This window comes from Pontibacter sp. YIM B11418, assembly GCF_059278805.1.
In genome coordinates, this window is record NZ_JCAEMH010000008.1 from 75,639 (window position 1) to 95,479 (window position 19,841).

The 19,841-nt window shown below is 47.0% G+C and carries 20 protein-coding genes; 10 read left to right on the forward strand and 10 right to left on the reverse strand.

The window, feature by feature from the left end; all coding sequences use genetic code 11:
* Positions 1-115 precede the first annotated feature (115 nt).
* Positions 116-685 carry a hypothetical protein gene (locus AC4QZR_RS18330; protein WP_253406424.1) on the forward strand — a complete coding sequence of 190 codons (570 nt, stop codon included), beginning with the start codon at positions 116-118 and terminating at the stop codon, positions 683-685.
* A 77-nt stretch (positions 686-762) separates the two neighbouring features.
* Here the strand turns inward: AC4QZR_RS18330 and AC4QZR_RS18335 are convergent, their stop codons facing one another.
* From AC4QZR_RS18335 to era, 4 genes are all read right to left on the reverse strand, one after another.
* Positions 763-954 carry a hypothetical protein gene (locus tag AC4QZR_RS18335; protein ID WP_253406425.1) on the reverse strand — a complete coding sequence of 64 codons (192 nt, stop codon included), beginning with the start codon at positions 952-954 and terminating at the stop codon, positions 763-765.
* A 185-nt stretch (positions 955-1,139) separates the two neighbouring features.
* Positions 1,140-1,322 carry a hypothetical protein gene (locus AC4QZR_RS18340; RefSeq protein ID WP_494482221.1) on the reverse strand — a complete coding sequence of 61 codons (183 nt, stop codon included), beginning with the start codon at positions 1,320-1,322 and terminating at the stop codon, positions 1,140-1,142.
* 72 nt (positions 1,323-1,394) lie between these two features.
* Positions 1,395-2,708 carry a ribosome biogenesis GTPase Der gene (gene der / locus AC4QZR_RS18345; protein WP_494482222.1) on the reverse strand — a complete coding sequence of 438 codons (1,314 nt, stop codon included), beginning with the start codon at positions 2,706-2,708 and terminating at the stop codon, positions 1,395-1,397.
* Between the two features lie 63 nt (positions 2,709-2,771).
* Positions 2,772-3,659 carry a GTPase Era gene (gene era, locus AC4QZR_RS18350; protein WP_494482223.1) on the reverse strand — a complete coding sequence of 296 codons (888 nt, stop codon included), beginning with the start codon at positions 3,657-3,659 and terminating at the stop codon, positions 2,772-2,774.
* A gap of 391 nt (positions 3,660-4,050) precedes the next feature.
* On the opposite strand from era, the gene hemH reads away from it, so the two are divergent.
* Entirely contained in the window at positions 4,051-5,079 is a 1,029-nt protein-coding gene (gene hemH / locus AC4QZR_RS18355) for a ferrochelatase (RefSeq protein WP_494482224.1), read from the forward strand.
* A 417-nt stretch (positions 5,080-5,496) separates the two neighbouring features.
* Here the strand turns inward: hemH and AC4QZR_RS18360 are convergent, their stop codons facing one another.
* The 3 genes from AC4QZR_RS18360 to glmM form a co-directional block, all read right to left on the reverse strand.
* The gene (locus AC4QZR_RS18360) at positions 5,497-6,078 is read right to left on the reverse strand and encodes an LOG family protein (protein WP_494482225.1); all 582 of its coding nucleotides are present in this window, start codon (positions 6,076-6,078) and stop codon (positions 5,497-5,499) included.
* A gap of 97 nt (positions 6,079-6,175) precedes the next feature.
* Positions 6,176-7,318 carry a cysteine desulfurase family protein gene (locus AC4QZR_RS18365; protein WP_494482226.1) on the reverse strand — a complete coding sequence of 381 codons (1,143 nt, stop codon included), beginning with the start codon at positions 7,316-7,318 and terminating at the stop codon, positions 6,176-6,178.
* Positions 7,319-7,453: 135 nt separating this feature from the next.
* Positions 7,454-8,845, reverse strand: coding sequence for a phosphoglucosamine mutase (glmM, locus tag AC4QZR_RS18370; protein WP_494482227.1), 1,392 nt, complete (start codon positions 8,843-8,845; stop codon positions 7,454-7,456).
* A gap of 170 nt (positions 8,846-9,015) precedes the next feature.
* Between glmM and mazG the strand changes: the two genes are divergently transcribed.
* From mazG to AC4QZR_RS18410, 8 genes are all read left to right on the forward strand, one after another.
* The gene (mazG, locus tag AC4QZR_RS18375) at positions 9,016-9,828 is read left to right on the forward strand and encodes a nucleoside triphosphate pyrophosphohydrolase (RefSeq protein ID WP_494482228.1); all 813 of its coding nucleotides are present in this window, start codon (positions 9,016-9,018) and stop codon (positions 9,826-9,828) included.
* 581 nt (positions 9,829-10,409) lie between these two features.
* Positions 10,410-11,276, forward strand: a complete 867-nt coding sequence (locus AC4QZR_RS18380; RefSeq protein WP_253406433.1) for a MotA/TolQ/ExbB proton channel family protein — start codon at positions 10,410-10,412, stop codon at positions 11,274-11,276.
* A gap of 30 nt (positions 11,277-11,306) precedes the next feature.
* Positions 11,307-11,909 carry an ExbD/TolR family protein gene (locus AC4QZR_RS18385; RefSeq protein ID WP_253406434.1) on the forward strand — a complete coding sequence of 201 codons (603 nt, stop codon included), beginning with the start codon at positions 11,307-11,309 and terminating at the stop codon, positions 11,907-11,909.
* A gap of 22 nt (positions 11,910-11,931) precedes the next feature.
* On the forward strand, positions 11,932-12,456 hold the full coding sequence (locus AC4QZR_RS18390) for an ExbD/TolR family protein (RefSeq protein ID WP_253406435.1): 525 nt from the start codon (positions 11,932-11,934) through the stop codon (positions 12,454-12,456).
* Between the two features lie 3 nt (positions 12,457-12,459).
* Complete coding sequence (locus tag AC4QZR_RS18395; protein WP_253406436.1) at positions 12,460-13,290, forward strand: energy transducer TonB; 831 nt, start codon at positions 12,460-12,462, stop codon at positions 13,288-13,290.
* Positions 13,291-13,501: 211 nt separating this feature from the next.
* Complete coding sequence (locus tag AC4QZR_RS18400) at positions 13,502-14,344, forward strand: energy transducer TonB (protein ID WP_494482229.1); 843 nt, start codon at positions 13,502-13,504, stop codon at positions 14,342-14,344.
* A 368-nt stretch (positions 14,345-14,712) separates the two neighbouring features.
* Positions 14,713-15,675: a PstS family phosphate ABC transporter substrate-binding protein gene (locus AC4QZR_RS18405; protein ID WP_494482230.1), complete on the forward strand. Its 963-nt coding sequence runs from the start codon at positions 14,713-14,715 to the stop codon at positions 15,673-15,675.
* Between the two features lie 44 nt (positions 15,676-15,719).
* A complete protein-coding gene (locus AC4QZR_RS18410) occupies positions 15,720-17,324 on the forward strand; it encodes a tetratricopeptide repeat protein (RefSeq protein WP_494482231.1) in 1,605 nt (534 codons plus the stop codon).
* A gap of 89 nt (positions 17,325-17,413) precedes the next feature.
* Here AC4QZR_RS18410 and AC4QZR_RS18415 read toward each other — a convergent pair whose 3' ends face one another.
* Genes AC4QZR_RS18415 through AC4QZR_RS18425 form a run of 3 tightly spaced genes read right to left on the reverse strand, consistent with a single transcriptional unit; the run spans position 17,414 to position 19,839 of the window.
* Positions 17,414-18,499 (reverse strand): RluA family pseudouridine synthase, encoded by a 1,086-nt coding sequence (locus tag AC4QZR_RS18415; protein WP_494482291.1) that lies wholly within the window; start codon positions 18,497-18,499, stop codon positions 17,414-17,416.
* Positions 18,500-18,530: 31 nt separating this feature from the next.
* Positions 18,531-19,145 carry an OmpH/Skp family outer membrane protein gene (locus AC4QZR_RS18420; protein WP_494482232.1) on the reverse strand — a complete coding sequence of 205 codons (615 nt, stop codon included), beginning with the start codon at positions 19,143-19,145 and terminating at the stop codon, positions 18,531-18,533.
* A 31-nt stretch (positions 19,146-19,176) separates the two neighbouring features.
* Positions 19,177-19,839, reverse strand: a complete 663-nt coding sequence (locus AC4QZR_RS18425; RefSeq protein WP_253406441.1) for an OmpH/Skp family outer membrane protein — start codon at positions 19,837-19,839, stop codon at positions 19,177-19,179.
* Between the last annotated feature and the right edge of the window lie 2 nt (positions 19,840-19,841).

Here is a 19,841-nt window from a genome sequence, read left to right on the forward strand (position 1 = left end):
ATAGGAGTTGACTTAATCAGGAGATTTCTTCCTTAAATATAGCCAACTTTGTCCATAATCTTTAAGTAGACTGACAAATGCCAGCCTCTGACACAGGCGCAGAATAGATTGACTTATGCATGACATTGAACCCTTTTATAATTGGCTGGAGCTATACTCAGCTGCCGAAGACCCACGCTCTCCACTGTATGGCGCCGAGAACAGCCTGCTGCAGTACACCCATACCATCTATGGTTACTACATACACCCGCAGTGGGACGACATCGACTCTGAGACGCTATTTCTGAAAATCCTGTATGCCGATTACGACCTGGGTTTTGCCGTGATCGAGTTTATAGGGGAGTGGAACGATGCGCTCCACAACGACATCATGAAGCTCAAACGCAACATCATTGATCCGCTGGTGCAGGAGGGCATCAAGCACTTTATCCTGATCGGCGAGAATGTGTTCAACTTCCACGGCTCCGAAGACGACTACTACGAAGAGTGGTTTGAGGATGTGGAGGAAGGCTGGATCGCGGCCATTAGTTTCCGGGATTTTGTGCTCAGCGAGATGCGCAGCTACAACATTGACTCCTACGTCAACACGGGTGGCACACTGGATGAGTTGCATTGGCGAACCTATACTCCAAAACGGCTCTTTGCGCTGGTAAACAGCATGATTCAGAAGCGGCTGGGCCCGTAATCGGTTTAAACCAAGCCAAAACAAAAGAGCGGACTCTTCATGAGCCCGCTCTTTTGCTGTGTATACGTAACGTGAGACTACTGAACTACAGCTGTGTCGCCGTCTTCAATGCGGTCTGCTTCTTGCTCACCAGCTTCTTCAATCTGATCCGCTTGCTCTTCAGCAGCGTCTTCTACCTGGTCAGCTCTCTCATCAGTTGCAGAGTCGCAAGATGCGAATGTGAATGTGAAAAGACCAGCGGCTAGGAAAAGGTAAATTGACTTTTTCATGTTTATAAGTTTAATGTGATGGTGGAAAATAGTTGGTTATGGCAACGGACACCACCCTGCACCGAAGCTTGAATGCCAATACGCAGCCTGTACATATTAGTTGAGGTATATATATAAAAAAAGCACTCCAGGGAGTGCTTTTTTCTTTTGCCAAGCCTTGCGGCTGGTAGTACTGGTACTTGTGACTACTGAACAGCAGTTGTGTCTTCTTCGATAGTAGTAGTGGTGTCTGTCTCTACTTCAGTCTCAACTTCTACTTCTTCTACTGTTTCAGTAGTTTCAACTTCAGTTGCAGTTTCTTCTGCGTTGTTGCAAGATGCGAACGTGAAAAGACCTGCAACGAATAGTAAACCGAATACTTTTTTCATAATGTTTTGTGATTGGTTAAGGATGAAGCTTCAAATATAACTCTATATCTGAATATATTGATACAGAAGCTTTTATTTTTTCTTAAACAACACTTTGATCGGCACACCTTCAAAGCCAAAATGCTTCCGGATGCTGTTTTCCAGATAGCGCGTATACGGCTCCTTTACATACTGCGGCAGGTTGCAGAAGAACGCAAACGTTGGGTTATGCGTCGGCAGTTGCGTCACGTACTTGATCTTGATGAACTTGCCTTTCACGGATGGTGGCGGATAGCGCTCAATATCCGGCAGGATCTTATCGTTCAGCTTTGAAGTAGAAATTTTACGGGTTTTCTGCTCGTATACCTCCATCGCCGTCTCAACAGCTTTGTGCACACGCTGCTTGGTAACTACCGATGTGAAAATGATCGGCACATACTTGATAGGAGCAATCGCTTCGAGTATTTTCTCTTCGAACTCCTTGGTGGTATGCGTATCCTTCTCCACCATGTCCCACTTGTTCACCAGTATCACGATGCCTTTGCGGTTTTTCTCAGCCAGCGAGATAATGTTCACGTCCTGCGACTCTATCCCTCTGGTGGCGTCCAGCATCACAATACACACATCGGCATCTTCCAGGGCACGCACCGAGCGCATCACCGAGTAGAATTCAATGTCCTCGCTCACTTTGCTTTTGCGGCGCAGACCAGCCGTGTCGACAATGATAAACTCTTTGCCAAAGGCGTTGTAGCGGGAGTCGATCGCGTCGCGGGTGGTACCAGCAATATCGGTTACAATGTTACGCTCCACGCCCAGCAGCATGTTTACAAATGAGGACTTGCCTACGTTCGGGCGGCCCAACACGGCAAGTCTGGGTATACCTGCATCCGGGTCTTCTGTGCCTTCTGTTTTGAAGTGTTTTACCACCTCGTCCAGCAGGTCGCCGGTGCCGGAGCCACTTTGCGACGATACCGGGAATACGTCTATACCTAGGCCCAAAGCATAAAACTCCCCCATTTGGTGGGCACGGGCATTGGTGTCGGCTTTGTTGGCTACTACATAAATAGGCTTGTCGGTGCGGCGCAGTACGTTGGCAAATTCTTCGTCCAGGCTGGTTACGCCTGCCTCTACGTCCACCATAAACAGGATCACATCGGCTTCTTTAATAGCCAGCTCTACCTGTTTGTTGATCTCTCCTTCAAAAATATCGTCTGATCCGTGCACGTAGCCACCCGTGTCGATCACGGTGAAGTACTTGCCGATCCAGTCGCCGTGGCCGTAGCTGCGGTCGCGGGTCACGCCGCTCTCGTTGTCCATAATGGCTTGGCGGCGCCCTACAAGGCGGTTAAAAAGTGTAGACTTGCCCACGTTCGGGCGGCCTACGATTGCAATGATGTTGGTTGACATCGAAATAAAATAAAATAGTTAAAGTGCCCCCGGAGCACCTTGCCCCGAAGCTTTAATAGTGCGCTACTCGCTGTAGCCGAATCGGCGTAACAGCTTCTGGTCGGTTCGCCAGTTCTCGTTCACGCGCACGTATAAATCAAGAAATATCTTTTTCTGGAAAAACTGCTCCATATCCACACGGGCCTGTGTACCTACTTTTTTCAGCGCCTCGCCTTTGTGGCCGATCACAATGCCCTTCTGGCTCTTGCGCTCCACGCTGATCTCAGCCCGGATACGGATAATGTCCTCTTCTTCCTTAAACTCCTCTACCACCACTTCGCAGCTGTAGGGAATTTCCTTTTTGTAGTTGAGTAAAATCTTCTCGCGGATGATCTCAGACACAAAGAAACGCTCGGGCTTGTCAGTCAGTTCATCTTTCGGATAAAAAGCCGGGTGCTCTGGCAACAACGCCAGCAAACGGGCGAACAATTGCTCTACTCCGAAATTATGCAAAGCCGAAATCGGGTGAATCTCGGTCGGGTTCATCTTCTCCTGCCAGTAAGCTACCTTCTCGTTCACTTCCTCCTCGGTGGCCTGGTCAATCTTGTTGATGAGCAGCAGGATCGGCACATTGGCGTGCTGCAGACGTTTGATCACATCGTCCTCATCGTGCTTCTCGTAGATGTCCGTCACAAACAGGATGATGTCTGCATCCTCCAGCGAGGTGCGCACAAAACTCATCATCGACTCGTGCAACGCATACTGCGGCTTGATGATACCAGGCGTGTCAGAGTACACGATCTGGAAATCATCACCGTTCAGGATACCCATGATGCGATGGCGGGTGGTCTGGGCTTTGGATGTGATAATAGACAGCTTCTCCCCCACCAGGGCGTTCATAAGCGTGGATTTACCCACATTGGGCTTCCCCACTATACTCACAAAACCGGCTTTGTGCGGATTTTCGGACATACACTAAAATTTAAGGATGCAAAATTACTCCTTTTTTTACGAAACACGGTGAAAATGTGTGGATTTCAGTTTAATATGTGATTGAGCGATTTGGTGAATTGTTAAATTGTTGATGGTTAATTGTTGTTCGTGCAAGATTTGGTCAGGCTACGACCTATACCTATACCTATACCTATACCTATACCTATACCTATACCTGTTTGGCCACGGCTGATCTGTCAGGCGCTCGCAGGTCTAAAGAAACTACAAGGTCTTGGCGCGCACTTTCAAACATTTCCGCCTCCTTTTAGCTTTATACCCTGCCACCATCTATCAGGGCATAGAAACTATCGATCATAACTAACTCGTTATACTTCGTATCTTTGTAAAGCAACAGCACTATTTGTTATAGATGAGCAAGAAAAAAACAGGCAAGATTGGGGTTTTGCTGGTAAACCTGGGCACACCGGATACGCCCAATACTCCTGACGTAAGAAAATACCTGCGCGAGTTCCTGCTGGACCGCCGCGTGATCGACATTAACCCCGTAGGCCGCTATGCTCTCGTTAACGGCATTATCGCGCCGTTCCGGGCACCTAAGTCCGCCAAGGTATACCAGCAGCTCTGGACCGAACGCGGCTCGCCCCTCATGTACCATGGCCGCGACCTGCAGGTCAAACTGCAGGCTGCCCTGGGCGATGACTACCACGTGGCTTTTGGTATGCGTTACCAGAGCCCAAGCATCAAGAGCGCACTGGAAGAGCTTCAGGATAAGAGTGTCTCCCGCATCATTGTGGTGCCCCTGTTCCCACAGTACGCCTCTGCCTCAACCGGTTCGGTGCAGGATAAGATCATGGAGATCGTCAGGGAATGGTGGATTATCCCGAGCATCAACTTCATCTCGACCTACTGCGACGACCCGGGCTTCATCAACGCCTTTGCGGAGCTGGGCAAAAAGTACATGGCCGAGGACGACTACGACCATGTGGTATTCAGCTATCACGGGGTGCCGGAGCGGCAGGTGCTCAAGGGCAGTGACCACGGCTATTGCAAGCTGGGCTCATGCTGCAACAGCTACAACAAGCGCAACCGCTACTGTTACCGTGCTTCCTGCTTTGAGACCTCCCGTTTGCTGGCTGCAGCACTTGGTCTGCGCGAGGAACAGTATACCATCGCTTTCCAATCCAGGCTGCTGAGCGACCCTTGGTTGCAACCCTACACCGACGAGATACTAAAGACCATGCCAGCCAAAGGCATCAAAAAAGTGCTTGCCTTCAGTCCTGCCTTCGTGGCTGACTGCCTTGAGACCACTATTGAGGTGGGTGAAGAGTTCAAGGAGATGTTTGAGCACGCCGGCGGCGAGAAATGGGTGCTTGTCGAGAGCCTCAACTCCAGCGACACCTGGGTAGAAGCCTTAAAAAATATGGTGCTGGAAAATTAGAGCGATTTAAAATTTGGAGAAGTGAAGATTTGGAAATGACTTCACAGGTATAAACCAGAAGCGCCGCTGTAAGATTTTACAGCGGCGCTTCTGGTTTATAAATATCTCAGCTCAGCGGAGGTTATCCTAACATTAGCCGCGCTTCCTACTTTGCTATACCTGCGTGCAACACGAAGAGGTCGCGGATCTAAGTCGTCAAACTAAGCCCTGTGAGTTCAGGGGCTGCTCTGCTGGTATTTGCCGTAGGTATACCTCCGGATTGCAGACCCGAAAGAGCCGTAGGGCTGGAATTAGATACTTCCCGAACTGCAACTACTTAACGAATTTTGCCACGATCTATACCTACAAGTAGGCTTAACCTTTAAATCGCAACTGCTCAACAATTAACAACAACAAGCAGCAATTAGCAATCAACAATCAGATCCTCTTAAAATCGACCCAGTAATCGGAAGTGGTATCTGAATATTCTCTGATTTTCTGAAGCAGCACCTCCGGGTTACTTTCCACAATCAGGTTTTCACGATGATCAAGCTTCACGAAACCTTCACTTACCGTATGGTCGATCATCTCGAAGAACTTGTCCCAGTAACCGTTGATGTTATAAAAGGATACAGGCTTTTTGATGATGCCGAGCTGATTCCAGGTGATGATCTCGCAAATCTCATCGAAGGTACCAAAGCCGCCGGGCATGGCAATGAAAGCATCGGAACGAGCCGCCATAATGGCTTTCCGCTCGTGCATGGTCTCAACGACAATTAATTCCTGCAATCCTTTATGGGCCACCTCCCTGTCTACCAGGCTCTGCGGAATTACGCCTATACCTGTACCTCCACCAGCCAGCACGGCATCCGCGATCACACCCATCAAACCCACATTGCCTCCACCGTATACCAGCTTTATACCTTGTGCCGCCATCAACTCACCTAACTGTGCCGAGGCTTCACTATACACTGGGTTCATACCTGTATTGGCTCCACAAAAAACGCCTATACTTCTCATTGATTAAATTTATTCTGTTTCGGTTTTTGATTGATAAAGAAAGGCTCCAACATTCCTGCTGAAGCCTTTTTATAATTCTGACAGAGCGCGCCTATACCTAGGCCAGCTCTTTTTTATATATTTTGGCAACTGTCTCGGCCACGTAATCGATCTCAGCCTCGGTGTTATACTTGCTGAAAGAGAAGCGAACAGAACCGCGAAGCGGATCTACACCCAGCGCACGAAGCACATGCGAACCGGCATTAGCACCGCTGCTGCAGGCACTTCCGCCCGAAGCCGAAATTTTGGCAATATCCAGGCTGAACAACAGCATTTCGTTAATGTCAGAGGCCGGCAGGCTCACGTTAAGCACTGTGTAAAGGCTCTTGTCACCAAACTCCGACATACCGTTAAAGCTCACATCCTCCATCTGCTCACGCAGTTTGTAGATCATGCGGTCTTTCAGGCTTTGCATATGCTTCTGGTGCTCGGCCATATCGCGGTAAGCAATCTCCAGCGCTTTGGCCAGACCAATAATGCCATACACGTTCTCAGTACCGCCACGCATGTTGCGCTCCTGAGAACCTCCCTGAATCAGGGGCTGGATCTTGGTCTCTGCATCGCAGTACAGGAAGCCAACACCCTTCGGACCATGGAATTTGTGCGCCGAACCTACCAGGAAATTAGCACCAATCTGCTGTACATCGTGTTTGTAATGCCCCATGGTCTGCACCGTGTCAGAATGGAAAATCGCATCATACTTTCTGCAGATCTCTCCGATCTTCTCAATATCGTTGAGTGTTCCGATCTCATTGTTAGCATGCATGATCGAAACGATCGTGCGCGGCTGGTTTGCCAACAGCTCCTCCAGATGCTCCAGATCCAGGTTGCCGCGTTCGTCGTGGCGCAGGTAACTCAGTTGTACATCACCCTGCTTTTCCAGCATCTCCATGGTGTGCAGCACAGCGTGGTGCTCCAGTTTGGTCGTGATGGCGTGCTTTATACCTAGCGAACGGCAGGTACAAACAATAGCAGAATTATCAGCCTCGGTGCCACCGGAGGTAAAAAACACCTCAGCAGGCGACGTGTTTAGCAGCGTAGCTACCGTGCGACGAGCTTTTTCGATGGCAGACCTCACCTCGCGCCCATGTGAATGGATGGAAGAAGGATTGCCGAAATGCTCCAGCATAAAAGGGGCCATGGCATCAAAAACCTCTTTGTCAAGAGGAGTGGTAGCTGCATTATCTAAATAAACACGCATGATATTTTGTATTGGATTCTCTTAAACGAACTACTAAAGTATAAAAAAAAGTTGCGCCAATGGAGAAAAAACATGGTTTCCCCTTTGGCGCAACCTTCGATTGCTAAGTTTTAAATATGCTACAGCAACAACACATTATGCTTTGGCAGAGATAATCTCTTTGATGTCAGCAATAATTTTGTTGGCCAGATGCTCGGCAGTGGCATTGCTCTCCGACTCGGCATAGATGCGGATGATCGGCTCTGTGTTTGATTTGCGCAGATGTACCCACTCTTTGTCAAACTCGATCTTCACGCCATCAATTGTATTGATAGGTTGCTTCGCGTAGCGCTCCTGCATTTGCTGCAGTACATCGTCCACGTCTACATCAGGCGTCAGCTCGATCTTATTTTTAGAGATATGGTAATTGGGGTAGCTGGCACGCAGGCGCGTCATGCTCATACCTGACTTGGCCAGGTGTGTCAGGAACAAAGCTATACCTACCAGGGCATCGCGACCATAATGCAACTCTGGATAAATAATGCCGCCATTACCTTCTCCACCGATGATCGCATTTTCAGCCTTCATCATGTTCACCACATTCACTTCGCCTACAGCGGCAGCATAGTAATTACCGCCAGCCTTTTCGGTCACATCGCGCAGTGCTCTGGTAGACGAAAGGTTAGAGACAGTATTACCTACCTGATTCTTCAGTACGTAATCGGCCACAGCTACCAAGGTATACTCCTCGCCGAACATACTGCCGTCTTCATTGACCAAGACCAGTCTATCTACATCCGGGTCAACTACTATACCTAAGTCGAACTTACCTTTCTCGATCACGCGCGCAATCTCACGCAGGTTCTCTGGCAGCGGCTCCGGGTTGTGCGGGAAGTTTCCGTCCGGCTCGCAAAACAGTTTCTCAACCTTATTAACACCCAGCGCTTCAAGCAGCATCGGTATGGCTATACCTCCGGAAGAGTTCACGCAGTCGATGGCTACGCTGAAGTCTTTTTCTTTGATGGCGTTTACATCGACAAGCGGTAGTGCCAGAATCGTATCAATGTGCTTTTGCAGCGCTTCATCGTCACGTTGGTAACTGCCCAGGTCGTTCACCTGCGCAAACTCAAAGGCTTCCTTGTCTGCCAGTTCCAGCACCAGTTTCCCTTCGACATCGGAAATGAACTCACCTTTGTGGTTGAGCAGCTTGAGCGCGTTCCATTGCTTGGGGTTGTGACTTGCTGTCAGAATGATGCCGCCACCAGCTTTGTAGTCAGGCACCGCCATCTCTACCGTAGGCGTCGTTGACAGCCCCAGATCGACCACATTTATACCTAACCCCTGCAAGGTGGCGCAAACCAGTTTGTTCACCATGTCACCCGACAGGCGTGCGTCGCGTCCTACTATAATGGTATTGTTGCCAGTAGTCTGCAATACCCAGGTACCGTAAGCGGCGGCAAATTTTACCACATCCACAGGAGTAAGTGCTTCACCTGCCTTTCCTCCTATCGTACCTCTGATTCCTGAAATTGATTTTATTAAAGCCACTACGAGAATATTTTTTTCAGCTGCAAAAGTAATAAATTAGAATTAAGGTTTAGCAGTTTATGGAATTTAGCTGCCCGGTGCATCTAATATTTAAAAAGAAGCCATGCGATGTGTACTGCACCGTTTTGCAATACAACATCGCCCCAGATGATTTTATTATCTTTGTGTTTATGAATAAGACGCAAAAATTTGAAGACAGTCCGCGCGGACGCCAACTACAGGCCTTTGACCGTTTGCTGGAAGTGATGGATGAGCTACGCGAGAAGTGCCCCTGGGACAGAAAGCAGACTATTGAGAGTCTGCGCCATCTGACCATTGAAGAAACCTATGAATTATCCGACGCCATTATCCGAGAGGATATACAGGAGATCAAGAAGGAAATTGGCGACATCATGCTGCACATGGTGTTCTATGCCAAGATCGCTTCCGAGCAAAAGACTTTTGATATAGCCGATGTTCTCAACTCACTCTGCGAGAAGCTCATTTTCAGGCATCCGCATATTTATGGGGATGTCACCGCCAACACCGAGGAGGAGGTAAAGCAGAATTGGGAGCGTCTGAAACTAAAAGAAGGCAACAAGTCTGTGCTTGGCGGCGTACCAACCTCACTCCCGGCTTTGGTGAAAGCCATGCGGATACAGGAAAAAGCCCGGGGTGCAGGCTTTGATTGGGATGATAAGTCTGAGGTATGGAAGAAGGTGCAGGAGGAGCTGAACGAATTTGAGTCTGAATTTAACACAGTGGATATCCAGTCGATTGACCATCAGAAAGCTACCGGCGAGTTTGGGGATCTGCTTTTTTCGCTCATAAATTTCGCCCGCTTTATTGACATAAACCCAGAAGAAGCACTTGAGAAAACCAATCTGAAATTTATAGATCGGTTTCAGTATATGGAGCGAGAGGCGGCTAAAGATGACAAACGACTACAGGACTTGTCCTTAAAAGAAATGGATATTTACTGGAATCAGGCAAAAAACAGATAGGCATGCATACATATTTAGCAAACATGCTTTATATTTATGATTCAATCCGTTCCCAAGCCCGATTTCAAACAAACTTATTAGGGTTTTACTTTTTGTCATCTGTTAGTTTGAGCACTTTCTTCTTATCATAACATTCTCCGGTCTGATTTATTACTATTACAGGAAGCTCTACACTGTCTGCATTCATACAGCATTACAGCAGGGGTTCACTAATGTTTGAATCACCGGAAGAAATGGAATGGAAGACACAAGTGTCTGACTAGCAGAGTATGTGGAAAGGTTAAACCAGAGTTGATGAGATATCCAAAGTTTAAACTTTGGATAAGAATTTAAAATAAAATATATTTGTAAACCCGCAATATTTGCCATTAGAAGAGGCAATGGGAAATTTAATTTGGGCTGACTTTAGGGCATTTCAGTGAGATTTTTCAAAATTAAAAGCGCTATATCGTTTGAAAATTGCGGAAAAAGCAGAAATTGCAAAACCAAAGAAGAACTAAATCCGAAACAATTACATTTTCATATTACACAATCATTTTTAATTACAACACAAACAGCTAAACTTTAAACTTTTAAACAAAATGGAAAAAAAGACTGCAGTAGTGAGCAAAGATGCTAATGTAGAAAAAAAGCCGAGCCCAATTGGCGGCGTATTTGCGAGCATTGTTATTCCGTTGGCATTGATAGCCTCTGTGCTTATTTATATGTTCGTTTTTGGCAATCCTGCCAACTTTGAAGGCGGAAGCAACGAGAACCACCCACTTCCAGGTAACTATCTTGGTATTGTTTACAAAGGTGGTTGGGTAGTACCGATTTTGCTTGCCCTTAACCTGTTGGTATTCATTTTCGCTATTGAGCGTGCTCTGACAATCAGCAAAGCAAAAGGTAAAGGAGGCGTTGCTCAATTCGTGCGCACGATCTCTGCTAAATTGAAGCAAAACGACATCAATGGCGCTATAGCTGCCTGCGACGTTCAGAAAGGATCTGTTGCTAACGTAGTGAAATCTGGCTTGATGAAGTATAAGGAAATGCAGAACGAGCCGGAACTGCTTAAAGCAGAGAAAGTAGCTGCTATCCAGAAAGAAATCGAAGAATCTACTTCACTGGAGCTTCCAATGCTGGAGAAAAACCTGGTAGTTATTTCTACTATCGCTTCTATCTCTACACTGGTTGGTTTGATCGGTACAGTACTTGGTATGATCAAGGCGTTCTCGGCTCTTGCGACTTCAGGTGCTCCTGACTCAGTAGCGCTTGCAAACGGTATCTCTGAGGCCCTTATCAACACAGCCCTTGGTATTACAGGTTCTACTATCGCGATCATCGCTTACAACTACTTTACAAGCAAAATCGACGAGCTTACTTATGGCATCGACGAGGCAGGCTTCAGCATGGTGTCTACTTTCACGTCTCAGCACGAAACACCAGCTGCAAGACCACACACTGTATAAGTTAAGTTTAACCGTATTTAACCAGATAAGATGCCTAAAGTAAAAGTAAAAAGAACGGCCCCCTCGTTGGACATGACGCCAATGGTGGACTTATTCTTCTTGCTGGTTACTTTCTTTATGCTGACTGCAACAGCCCGTCCAGATGAGGCTGTTATAGTAGACACTCCTTCATCTGCTTCAGAAATCAAGATCCCGGACACTAACGTAATCACCATTACGGTTGATAAAAATGATCGGGTATTCTTTGGGGTAGACGGGCAGCAGACAAAGGAAGCATTGCTTGACAGAATTGCTAAGAACTACAATATTGGTTTTACCGAAGAGGAGCGAAAAACATTTTCTCTTCTAAGCAACTTCGGCGTGCCAATTAACCAACTGAAAGGTTACCTGGCAATGGAGTCAAACGATCGTAAGGAAGTAAACCAGCCGGGGATTCCGGTTGATTCGGCACGTAATGAGCTTGGCGACTGGGTACTGCAGACACGTCTTACTAACCCTAAGGTGGTAATTGCCATCAAGGGTGACCAGGACGTAAGCTACCCGACAGTGAAGAGAGTAATGGACATTCTACAGGAGAAGAAAGTAGACAGGTTCAACCTCATTACGGACATGGAGATGAAGCCTACGAACTAATAATTAGAAAGGAGATAAGATAATGGCAGAAATGCAACAAAAGGCCGACTCTGGCGGCAAAGGCGGGAAAAAGCGCGCCAAACGCCAGTCGACCAAAATTGACATGACACCGCTGGTAGACCTTGCCGCCCTTCTGATTACGTTCTTCATGCTTACCACAACCTTCAATAAGCCGCAGACGATGGAAATCAACATGCCGAAGAAGGTTGACAACCCGGAGGAGCAGATAGCATTGAAAGCCAGTAATGCCATGACGATTATACTTGGCCCTGACGACGATCTATACTACTACTTTGGTTTGGCAGAGGACAATCCGGAGATTGTGGAATCGAGCTATGCCTCAAATGGTATCCGCCAGGTACTGTTATCATCTAAAGTAAAATCGAACGATATGATGACAGTGATGGTAAAGCCAATGGAAAGTTCTCGCTATAAGAACGTGGTGGATATCTTGGACGAGTTGAAAATAACGGACACCAAGAGGTTTGCGATGGTAGAGATAGCCGAATCAGACAAGAAATTGGTACAAGAACAAATTGGGAATTAAGATATGGAAGTAAGTAAGTTAGAAAATGCATCGCTCGATGACATCGTCTTTGAAGGACGAAACAGAGCATATGGTGCCTACCTACTTCGCAAAATTTACAATAAGCATATCACAATTGCCGCAACTGTAGCAATTGCATTGTTCTTCCTTTTCCTTAGTATCCCTTTGATTTCAAAAATGATCAAGGGTGACTCGGAAGAAGCACAAGTGGTAGATCGTATTGTAACAGAAGTAGACCTGGCTCCGCCACCACCACTGGATGAAGCAACACCGCCACCGCCGCCGCCGCCGCCACCAGACCTTCCACCGCCACCGCCACCAGTACGTGCGCAGGTGAAGTTCACGCCTCCGGTAGTGAAGCGTGACAACGAGGTACAGGAAGAAGAGAAAGTGCCGGATCAAACAGAATTGGAGGACGTAGACATCGGAACCAAAACGGTTGAAGGTGTTAAAGGTGCTCCACTCGATCTGGGTGACATCGACGGTACAAGCGACGTAGTTGCAGAAGTAGTAGAAGAAAAGCCATATACTTACGTTGAGCAGATGCCTGAATTCCCAGGTGGTGAAGGCGAAATGATGAAGTATTTAGGCAAAAACATCCGCTACCCAGCAGCTGCCCAGCGTGCCGGAGTAGAAGGCCTGGTAGTACTTTCGTTTGTAGTAAGCCGCACAGGCGAGATCTCAGAAATTGAGGTTGTGAAGAGCCTTGGCTCTGGTACTGACGAAGAAGCTGTACGCGTTGTGAAAACAATGCCGAAGTGGTCTCCAGGAAAGCAGAACGGTAGATCAGTACCTGTTCGCTATACCTTGCCAGTACGATTTGCTATTAAGTAAATCTTATACAATAACAATAAAAAAGGCCCTCACTTGAGGGCCTTTTTTATTTATACCTGCTGCATTATGCTATACCTAGCGGAGGCAATCAGACACTCAGCACGAATTGCCCTATATTAAAAATATTAAATATGCTTATGGAAAAAGGGCGCGTGGTGCATCTAATAAGAAAATGCAGGTAAAACTGCCTCACTTCTAAAACCTATGCGCCATGAAAGAGAGCTATTTATTCGACATGACCTTCAACAACGTAGTTTTTGCTGCAAGAAACAAAGCTTACGGAGCTTATGAGCTAAGGAAAGACTACAGCAAGCACGTAATGGCTGCGGCTTTAATTGCAACAAGCATATTCGCAGCAGGTCTAGGCTGGCCCTTGCTAATGCCCGTACAGGAAAAAATTATTGCTATTGAAGATTTCCCTGCAAAGGACGACGGCAGCATAGTGATAGAGGACTGGGTATTACCACCACCACCTGCAGCAGATCCTGAACCGAAGCAACAGGCAGCTATACCTGTTACCCAAGAACAGATCAAAACGGTGAAAAATACTACGACCAGAGTAGTGCCTGACACCCATCCCGGACCAGACGAGGCTCCTCCTACTGAGGAGAAAATGACAGGCGCTATCATCGGAACCCAGAATATAGACGGAGAATTGCTGAGCAATCTGAATCTGAAAGATCTGGAGGGCGAGGGTAGCAGTGGCACCACCGGCACAGGGAACAATGAAAACAATAACATTGTCGATTTTGCAGAAGAAATGCCATCATTTGAGGGAGGAGAAGCTGCCTTAATGCGCCACATCAGCAAAAAAATACGCTATCCTAGACAGGCTATCACAGAGCAGATAGAGGGAATGGTTATTGTGAGTTTTGTGGTAAACAGGAATGGTAAAGTAACTGACGCAACCGTACTAAAGGGTCTGGGCTACGGAACAGACGAAGAAGCACTGCGCGTTATACAAAGTTTACCTGACTGGTCGCCGGGCAGGCAAAATGGAAAACCTGTTGCAGTACGCTATACCTTACCAATACGATTTAACTTGCAACGATAAGTAACAATATAAAGTATAAAGCAGAAGCTAAACTACACATAGCATGGCTTCTGCTTTAATTTTTAAAGTATAAACCTTAAATTTAGGCCTACATATATAGGCAAACCAGAACATGTTACGACCAAGGAGAGGAGATGAGCGATCGTCCGTTACGTATTTCAATAAATTCGCACGCTATTTCGGTATGCTGATGACATTGATTTATGTAGCAGCCGGGCTATTTATGATCTTTATGGATGGGGAGGAATATAATCTGAGTATGTCGAAGACATCACAAACGATTTTTGGTGGGGTGCTTATCCTTTATGGACTCGTACGGTTCGTCAGAGCATATCAGGTTAATTCCAAATCAAGGAGAGACAGACAAGATGATTAAAGCAGCCAAGGTGTTCCTGGGGCTCGCGGTGGTGGCACTGGCAGCCTGTACCAGCGATCCTAAGACAGAACGTGACACCTCTACAACAGGTACAATTGGCATTCGGGTAGATGAAACACTTCAACCTATTATAGAAAGCCAGATCCAAGCCTTCGAAGGCATATACAGATACGCCAGCATAAATGCAGAGTACAAGGCAGAAGGCCAGGTATTCAAGGACCTGCTCGATGACAGCACTCGCATTGCGATTGTGTCCCGACAACTGACTGACCAGGAAAAAGCAGTCTTTGACCAGAGAAAGATTACCCCCAGGTATACCAGAATCGCCATTGATGCCGTTGCATTAATTGTGAACAACAAAAATCAGGACACGCTCCTGACCATGAACCAACTGCGGGACATCTTTTCAGGTAAGATCACCAACTGGAAGCAATTAAACCCCGAGAGCGGCTTACGGGATATTGCCTTGGTGTTTGACAACAATAACTCCAGCACAGCCAGGTATATGCGCGACACACTGATAGCCGGCAAGCCCTTACCTCCAATAGCCACCGCTAGCAACTCCCACCCGGCCCTTATAGATTATGTGGCCAAAAATGAGAATGCGATAGGGATAATTGGGGTCAACTGGGTGAGCGATCGGGATGACACGACTTCGGTTAATTTCCTGAAACAAATAAAAGTGGTGGGTATCAGCACGGAAGATAATCCGATAACAACGGACAGCTACTTTCAGCCGTATCAGGCGTACATCGCACAAGGCGATTACCCACTCAGAAGATTTTGGTATATCATTAGTACTGAGGGCCGTGCAGGTCTTGGCACAGGTTTTGCAGCATACGTGGCAAGTGACCGTGGGCAACGTATCATATTGAAGTCTGGCCTGGTGCCTGCCACTATGCCTGTCCGTATAGTAGGTTTTAACAACAGGCCGAGTAAATTCAGACAAGATTAAAGATTAAAACAAACAATAATAACACAACCTAAATTAAACTAACAATGACAAATAACTGGAAATATGCTTTACTGGTAGCTGCCATGTTCCCTACAGCAGCGGTATTCGCGCAGTCTGGCGATCAAGGCCGCAGAGCGGCAGAATTGGGGCGCTATCAGGAGGCTAAGTCTATTTATAAATCTCAGTTGAACAACAAAAATGCTGACAACGCTTATTTTGGACTGGGTGATGTATACCTGCGTTCTGAAAATCCGGACTCAGCCGCTTACTACTTCAATCAGGGTCTGGCGAAGAACTCAAAATCTGCCATCAACATGGTAGGACTGGGTAAGGTAGAGATGGCTAAGGGAAATCGTGCAGGCGCTGAAAAGCACTTCGCCGATGCGATGAAGCGTGGTAAGAAGGACGCCTTCGTACTGGCAAGCATTGGAGAGGCCTACCTGACAGCTCCAGAAGCAACAGAGCAGGATTACAACAAGGCGATCGAATACCTGAAGCAGGCTGTAGAGCGTGATAAGAACAATGCTGAGGCTTACCTGTTGATGGGTGATGCTTACCTGAAATTGGGTAACGGTGGTCAGGCTATGACTAGCTACGACAATGCTATCCGCATCAACGACAAATCACCAAAGGCTCACCTAAAAAGAGGCCAGCTTTATACCAGCTCACGAAACTACAACGAAGCAGAAGAAGCTTACAAGAAAGCGATCGAGCTAGATCCGAATTTTGCACCTGCTTATAGCGACCTGGGCGAACTTTATTACTTTGCGGGCCAATATGACCTGGCACTTTCTACGTTCAAGAAGTTTGTAGACATGTCAGAGAACACCCCTGCGACACGTGCCAAATATGCGTCTTTCCTGTTCCTGACAAAGGACTATGAAGGAACACTGCGCGAAGTACAGGAAGTTCTAAAGTCTGACCCTGAAAACAAGACGATGAACCGTCTGTTAGCCTACTCATACCTGGAGCTTGGCAAGCCTGAAGAAGCTCTTAAGGCGATGGAGAATTACCTGAGCAAGGTAGACCAGAACAGCCTGATTGCTAGCGACTACGAGTATTACGGCAGAATCTTGGCAAGAAACAACCAGCCTGCAAAAGCTGTTGAGAACCTGGAAAAAGCGATTGCACTGGAGCCAACTAAACCGGAGCTTTATTATGACTTGGCGAACATGTACGCCCGTGAAAAGCAGTTTGACAAAGCGGTAGAGGTTTACAACAGAAAGCAGGAGAAGCTTGGCGCTTCCAATACCGACTACTTCCACTTAGGTAACGCCTACATGATGGCAGAGCAGTTTGATAAGGCTGACGAGACTTACAAGAAGATCACCGATGCCAACCCTACTTATGCTTACGCACACCTGTGGAGAGCCCGTGCGCAGGCCAACCTGGACCCTGAAACAGAAAAAGGTCTGGCTAAGCCTCACTACGAAGAGTTTATCAAATTGACCAACGGTGAGACTGAGAAGTATAAAAAAGAGCTGATCGAGGCTAATACTTATCTGGGCTACTATTACTACCTGAAAGGCGAGCGTGACAACGCTATCAAGTACTGGACAGATGTGAAAACGCTAGACCCAACCAACACACAGGCAGAAACTGCCTTGGCTGAGATCAACAAGACGAATGCTCCTAAAAAGAAGCGCTAATATTAATTAGATCGTTTGATCATAGAAAAGCCCGCTCCTGATGGAGCGGGCTTTTTGTTTATATACGTCAGATTATACGTAAGTATACCTTACTGATTTTCATAAAGCAACCACTTTTCTAATACCGCCTGGAAGTCCTGAGGCAGTTCAGAGTTGAACTGAATAAACTCTTTCGTAGTCGGGTGAACGAAGCCGAGAGATTTAGCATGCAGCGCCTGACGCGGCATCAGTTTAAAGGCATTCTCTACGAATGTCTTATAAGAGCCGGTTGGCATCCCTTGTAGTATCTTGTCTCCTCCGTAGGTTGCATCCGAGAAGAGCGGATGCCCCAAGTACTTCATATGTGCTCTGATCTGGTGCGTTCTTCCGGTCTCCAGATTACACTGCACCAGCGAGACATACTTAAATCTCTGCAGCACTTTGTAATGGGTAACGGCATGCTTTCCAAACGTTCCGTCAGGGTATACGGTCATCACTCTCCTGTCTTTTGCACTACGTCCCACATGGCCTACAATTGTGCCTGCATCCTGTTTCGGCACGCCCCATACCAAGGCGTAATAAGTTCGCTCGATCGTGTGTTTGAAAAACTGCTTAGCCAGAAAAGCCATGCTATACTCCGTCTTCGCTATTACCAGCAAGCCAGAGGTATCTTTATCAATGCGGTGCACAAGGCCGGGACGCCCCTCCCCGTTGCGGGTGGTTGGGAGCTGTTGCAAGTGATAAGTAAGTGCATTTACCAGCGTTCCTGACCAGTTATTAAACCCTGGGTGTACCACCATACCTGGCTCTTTGTTAACGATCAGCAACTCATCATCTTCATAAATGATGTTGATCGGTAAATTCTCCGGAATGATTTCAGTATCGCGTGGGGGTGTTGCCAGTGTGATAGTGATCACATCAAGGGGCTTTACCCTATAGCTTACCTTTACCGGTTTTTGGTTCACCTGTACTGATTCAGAGCGTATAGCGCCCTGCAGTTTGTTGCGGGTCACGTTGGGCAACCGATCCATCAGGAACTTATCGATTCGGAGCAGCGCCTGCCCCTTGTCCACCACAATGCGGTGGTGCTCGTATAGTTCGTCCGAATCTTCTATACTGTCCTGCTCTTCTTCTTCAAAGTCAATCACGGTACTGGATTTAGGTATAAACAAAAAGAAAGCCGAGGTATAGAACATCGGCTTTCCTGAACTCACGAAGGAGTATTAATTATTTTTTCTTCTTCTTGGCTGGGGTAGTAGTTGCTGGCTTGGCAGCGGCTGGTTGCTGCTGCTGAGGCTGCGCCTGTTGTGCTGCTGCTGGCTGCTTGCTAGGGTCTACACCCAGTTTCTTGAACACCAGGTTATTGATGCTGCCGTTTTCAGGACCTTCCAGAATAGCCTGCTCGCTCAGGATATAAAGGTAACCGTTCTCTTTCGCTACATCTTTAATGGCGTTCTCGATCTTTACAAGCACTGGCTGAATTAATGACTGCTCTTTTTCACGGATAGACATCTGAGCATCGTACTGGAACTTCTGGATAGCCTGCTCGAGGTTCATCAATTCACGCTCTTTGTCTTCGCGTACCACTTTGTCCATGGTGGAAGCGCCCTTCTGGTAAGCCTGCAGCTTCGTGTTGTACTCTGTTTCTTTTGATGCAAACTGCTCCTGCAGCTTTTGACCATATACTTCCAATTCTTTCTGCATAGAGGCTCTTTCTGGCATCTTGCTCAGAATCTCTTCTACGTTAGCATATCCTATCTTAGTCGCCTGCTCGTTCGTCTGTGCAAAAGAGGCAAAGCTGATAAAGAAAAACGCTACTACTAAAAATTTGATTTTGTTCATGATTGGATGGTTAATTTGTTATTCTTGTTGTTTAGTTGTTTGACTTCTTCTTTGTTGGAGGCGTTTTTTTCTTGTCCTGCTGCGTTTGGTTCTCTTCGTTTTGTATACCTGTTTCAGGCAGGCTATCCGGATCATCCACTAACGCATCTTTTGGTTGTTTACCAGGCACGTTCTGTTTATCGGTAGCAAGGCCCAACTCTTCCAGCACATACTCTGTGTAATCGTGTACCGGGTTTGTATAGATCATGATGAGGTCTCCTGACTTATCAAATACCGTCTGCAGGCCTTTCGCCTTGGCAACTTTCTCTACTGCTGTAAATACTTCGTCCTGAATTGGCCTGATTAGGTCCTGGCGACGTTTGAACATCATCCCCTCAAAACCGAAGACTTTGCGCTGGTATTCCCGCACTTCGTTCTCCTTGCGGGTAATTTCAGCCAGTCGCTTCTTCTTCATCTCTTCCGTCAGGAGAACTTCTTCGGCCTTGTAGTCTTCCTTCATCTTGTCCACCGCCTGGTGCATCCCTTCTATCTCCTTCTGCCAGGCAGCACTTTGCTTGTCCAGCTCTACCTGTGCTTTGGCATATGCCGGCATCTTGCTCAGGATAAAGTTAGAATCAATATAGCCAAATTTCTGCGCCTGTGAAACAGTCGTCAGGAAAAATCCGGCTAAAAAGATGAACAAAAACTTTTTCATAC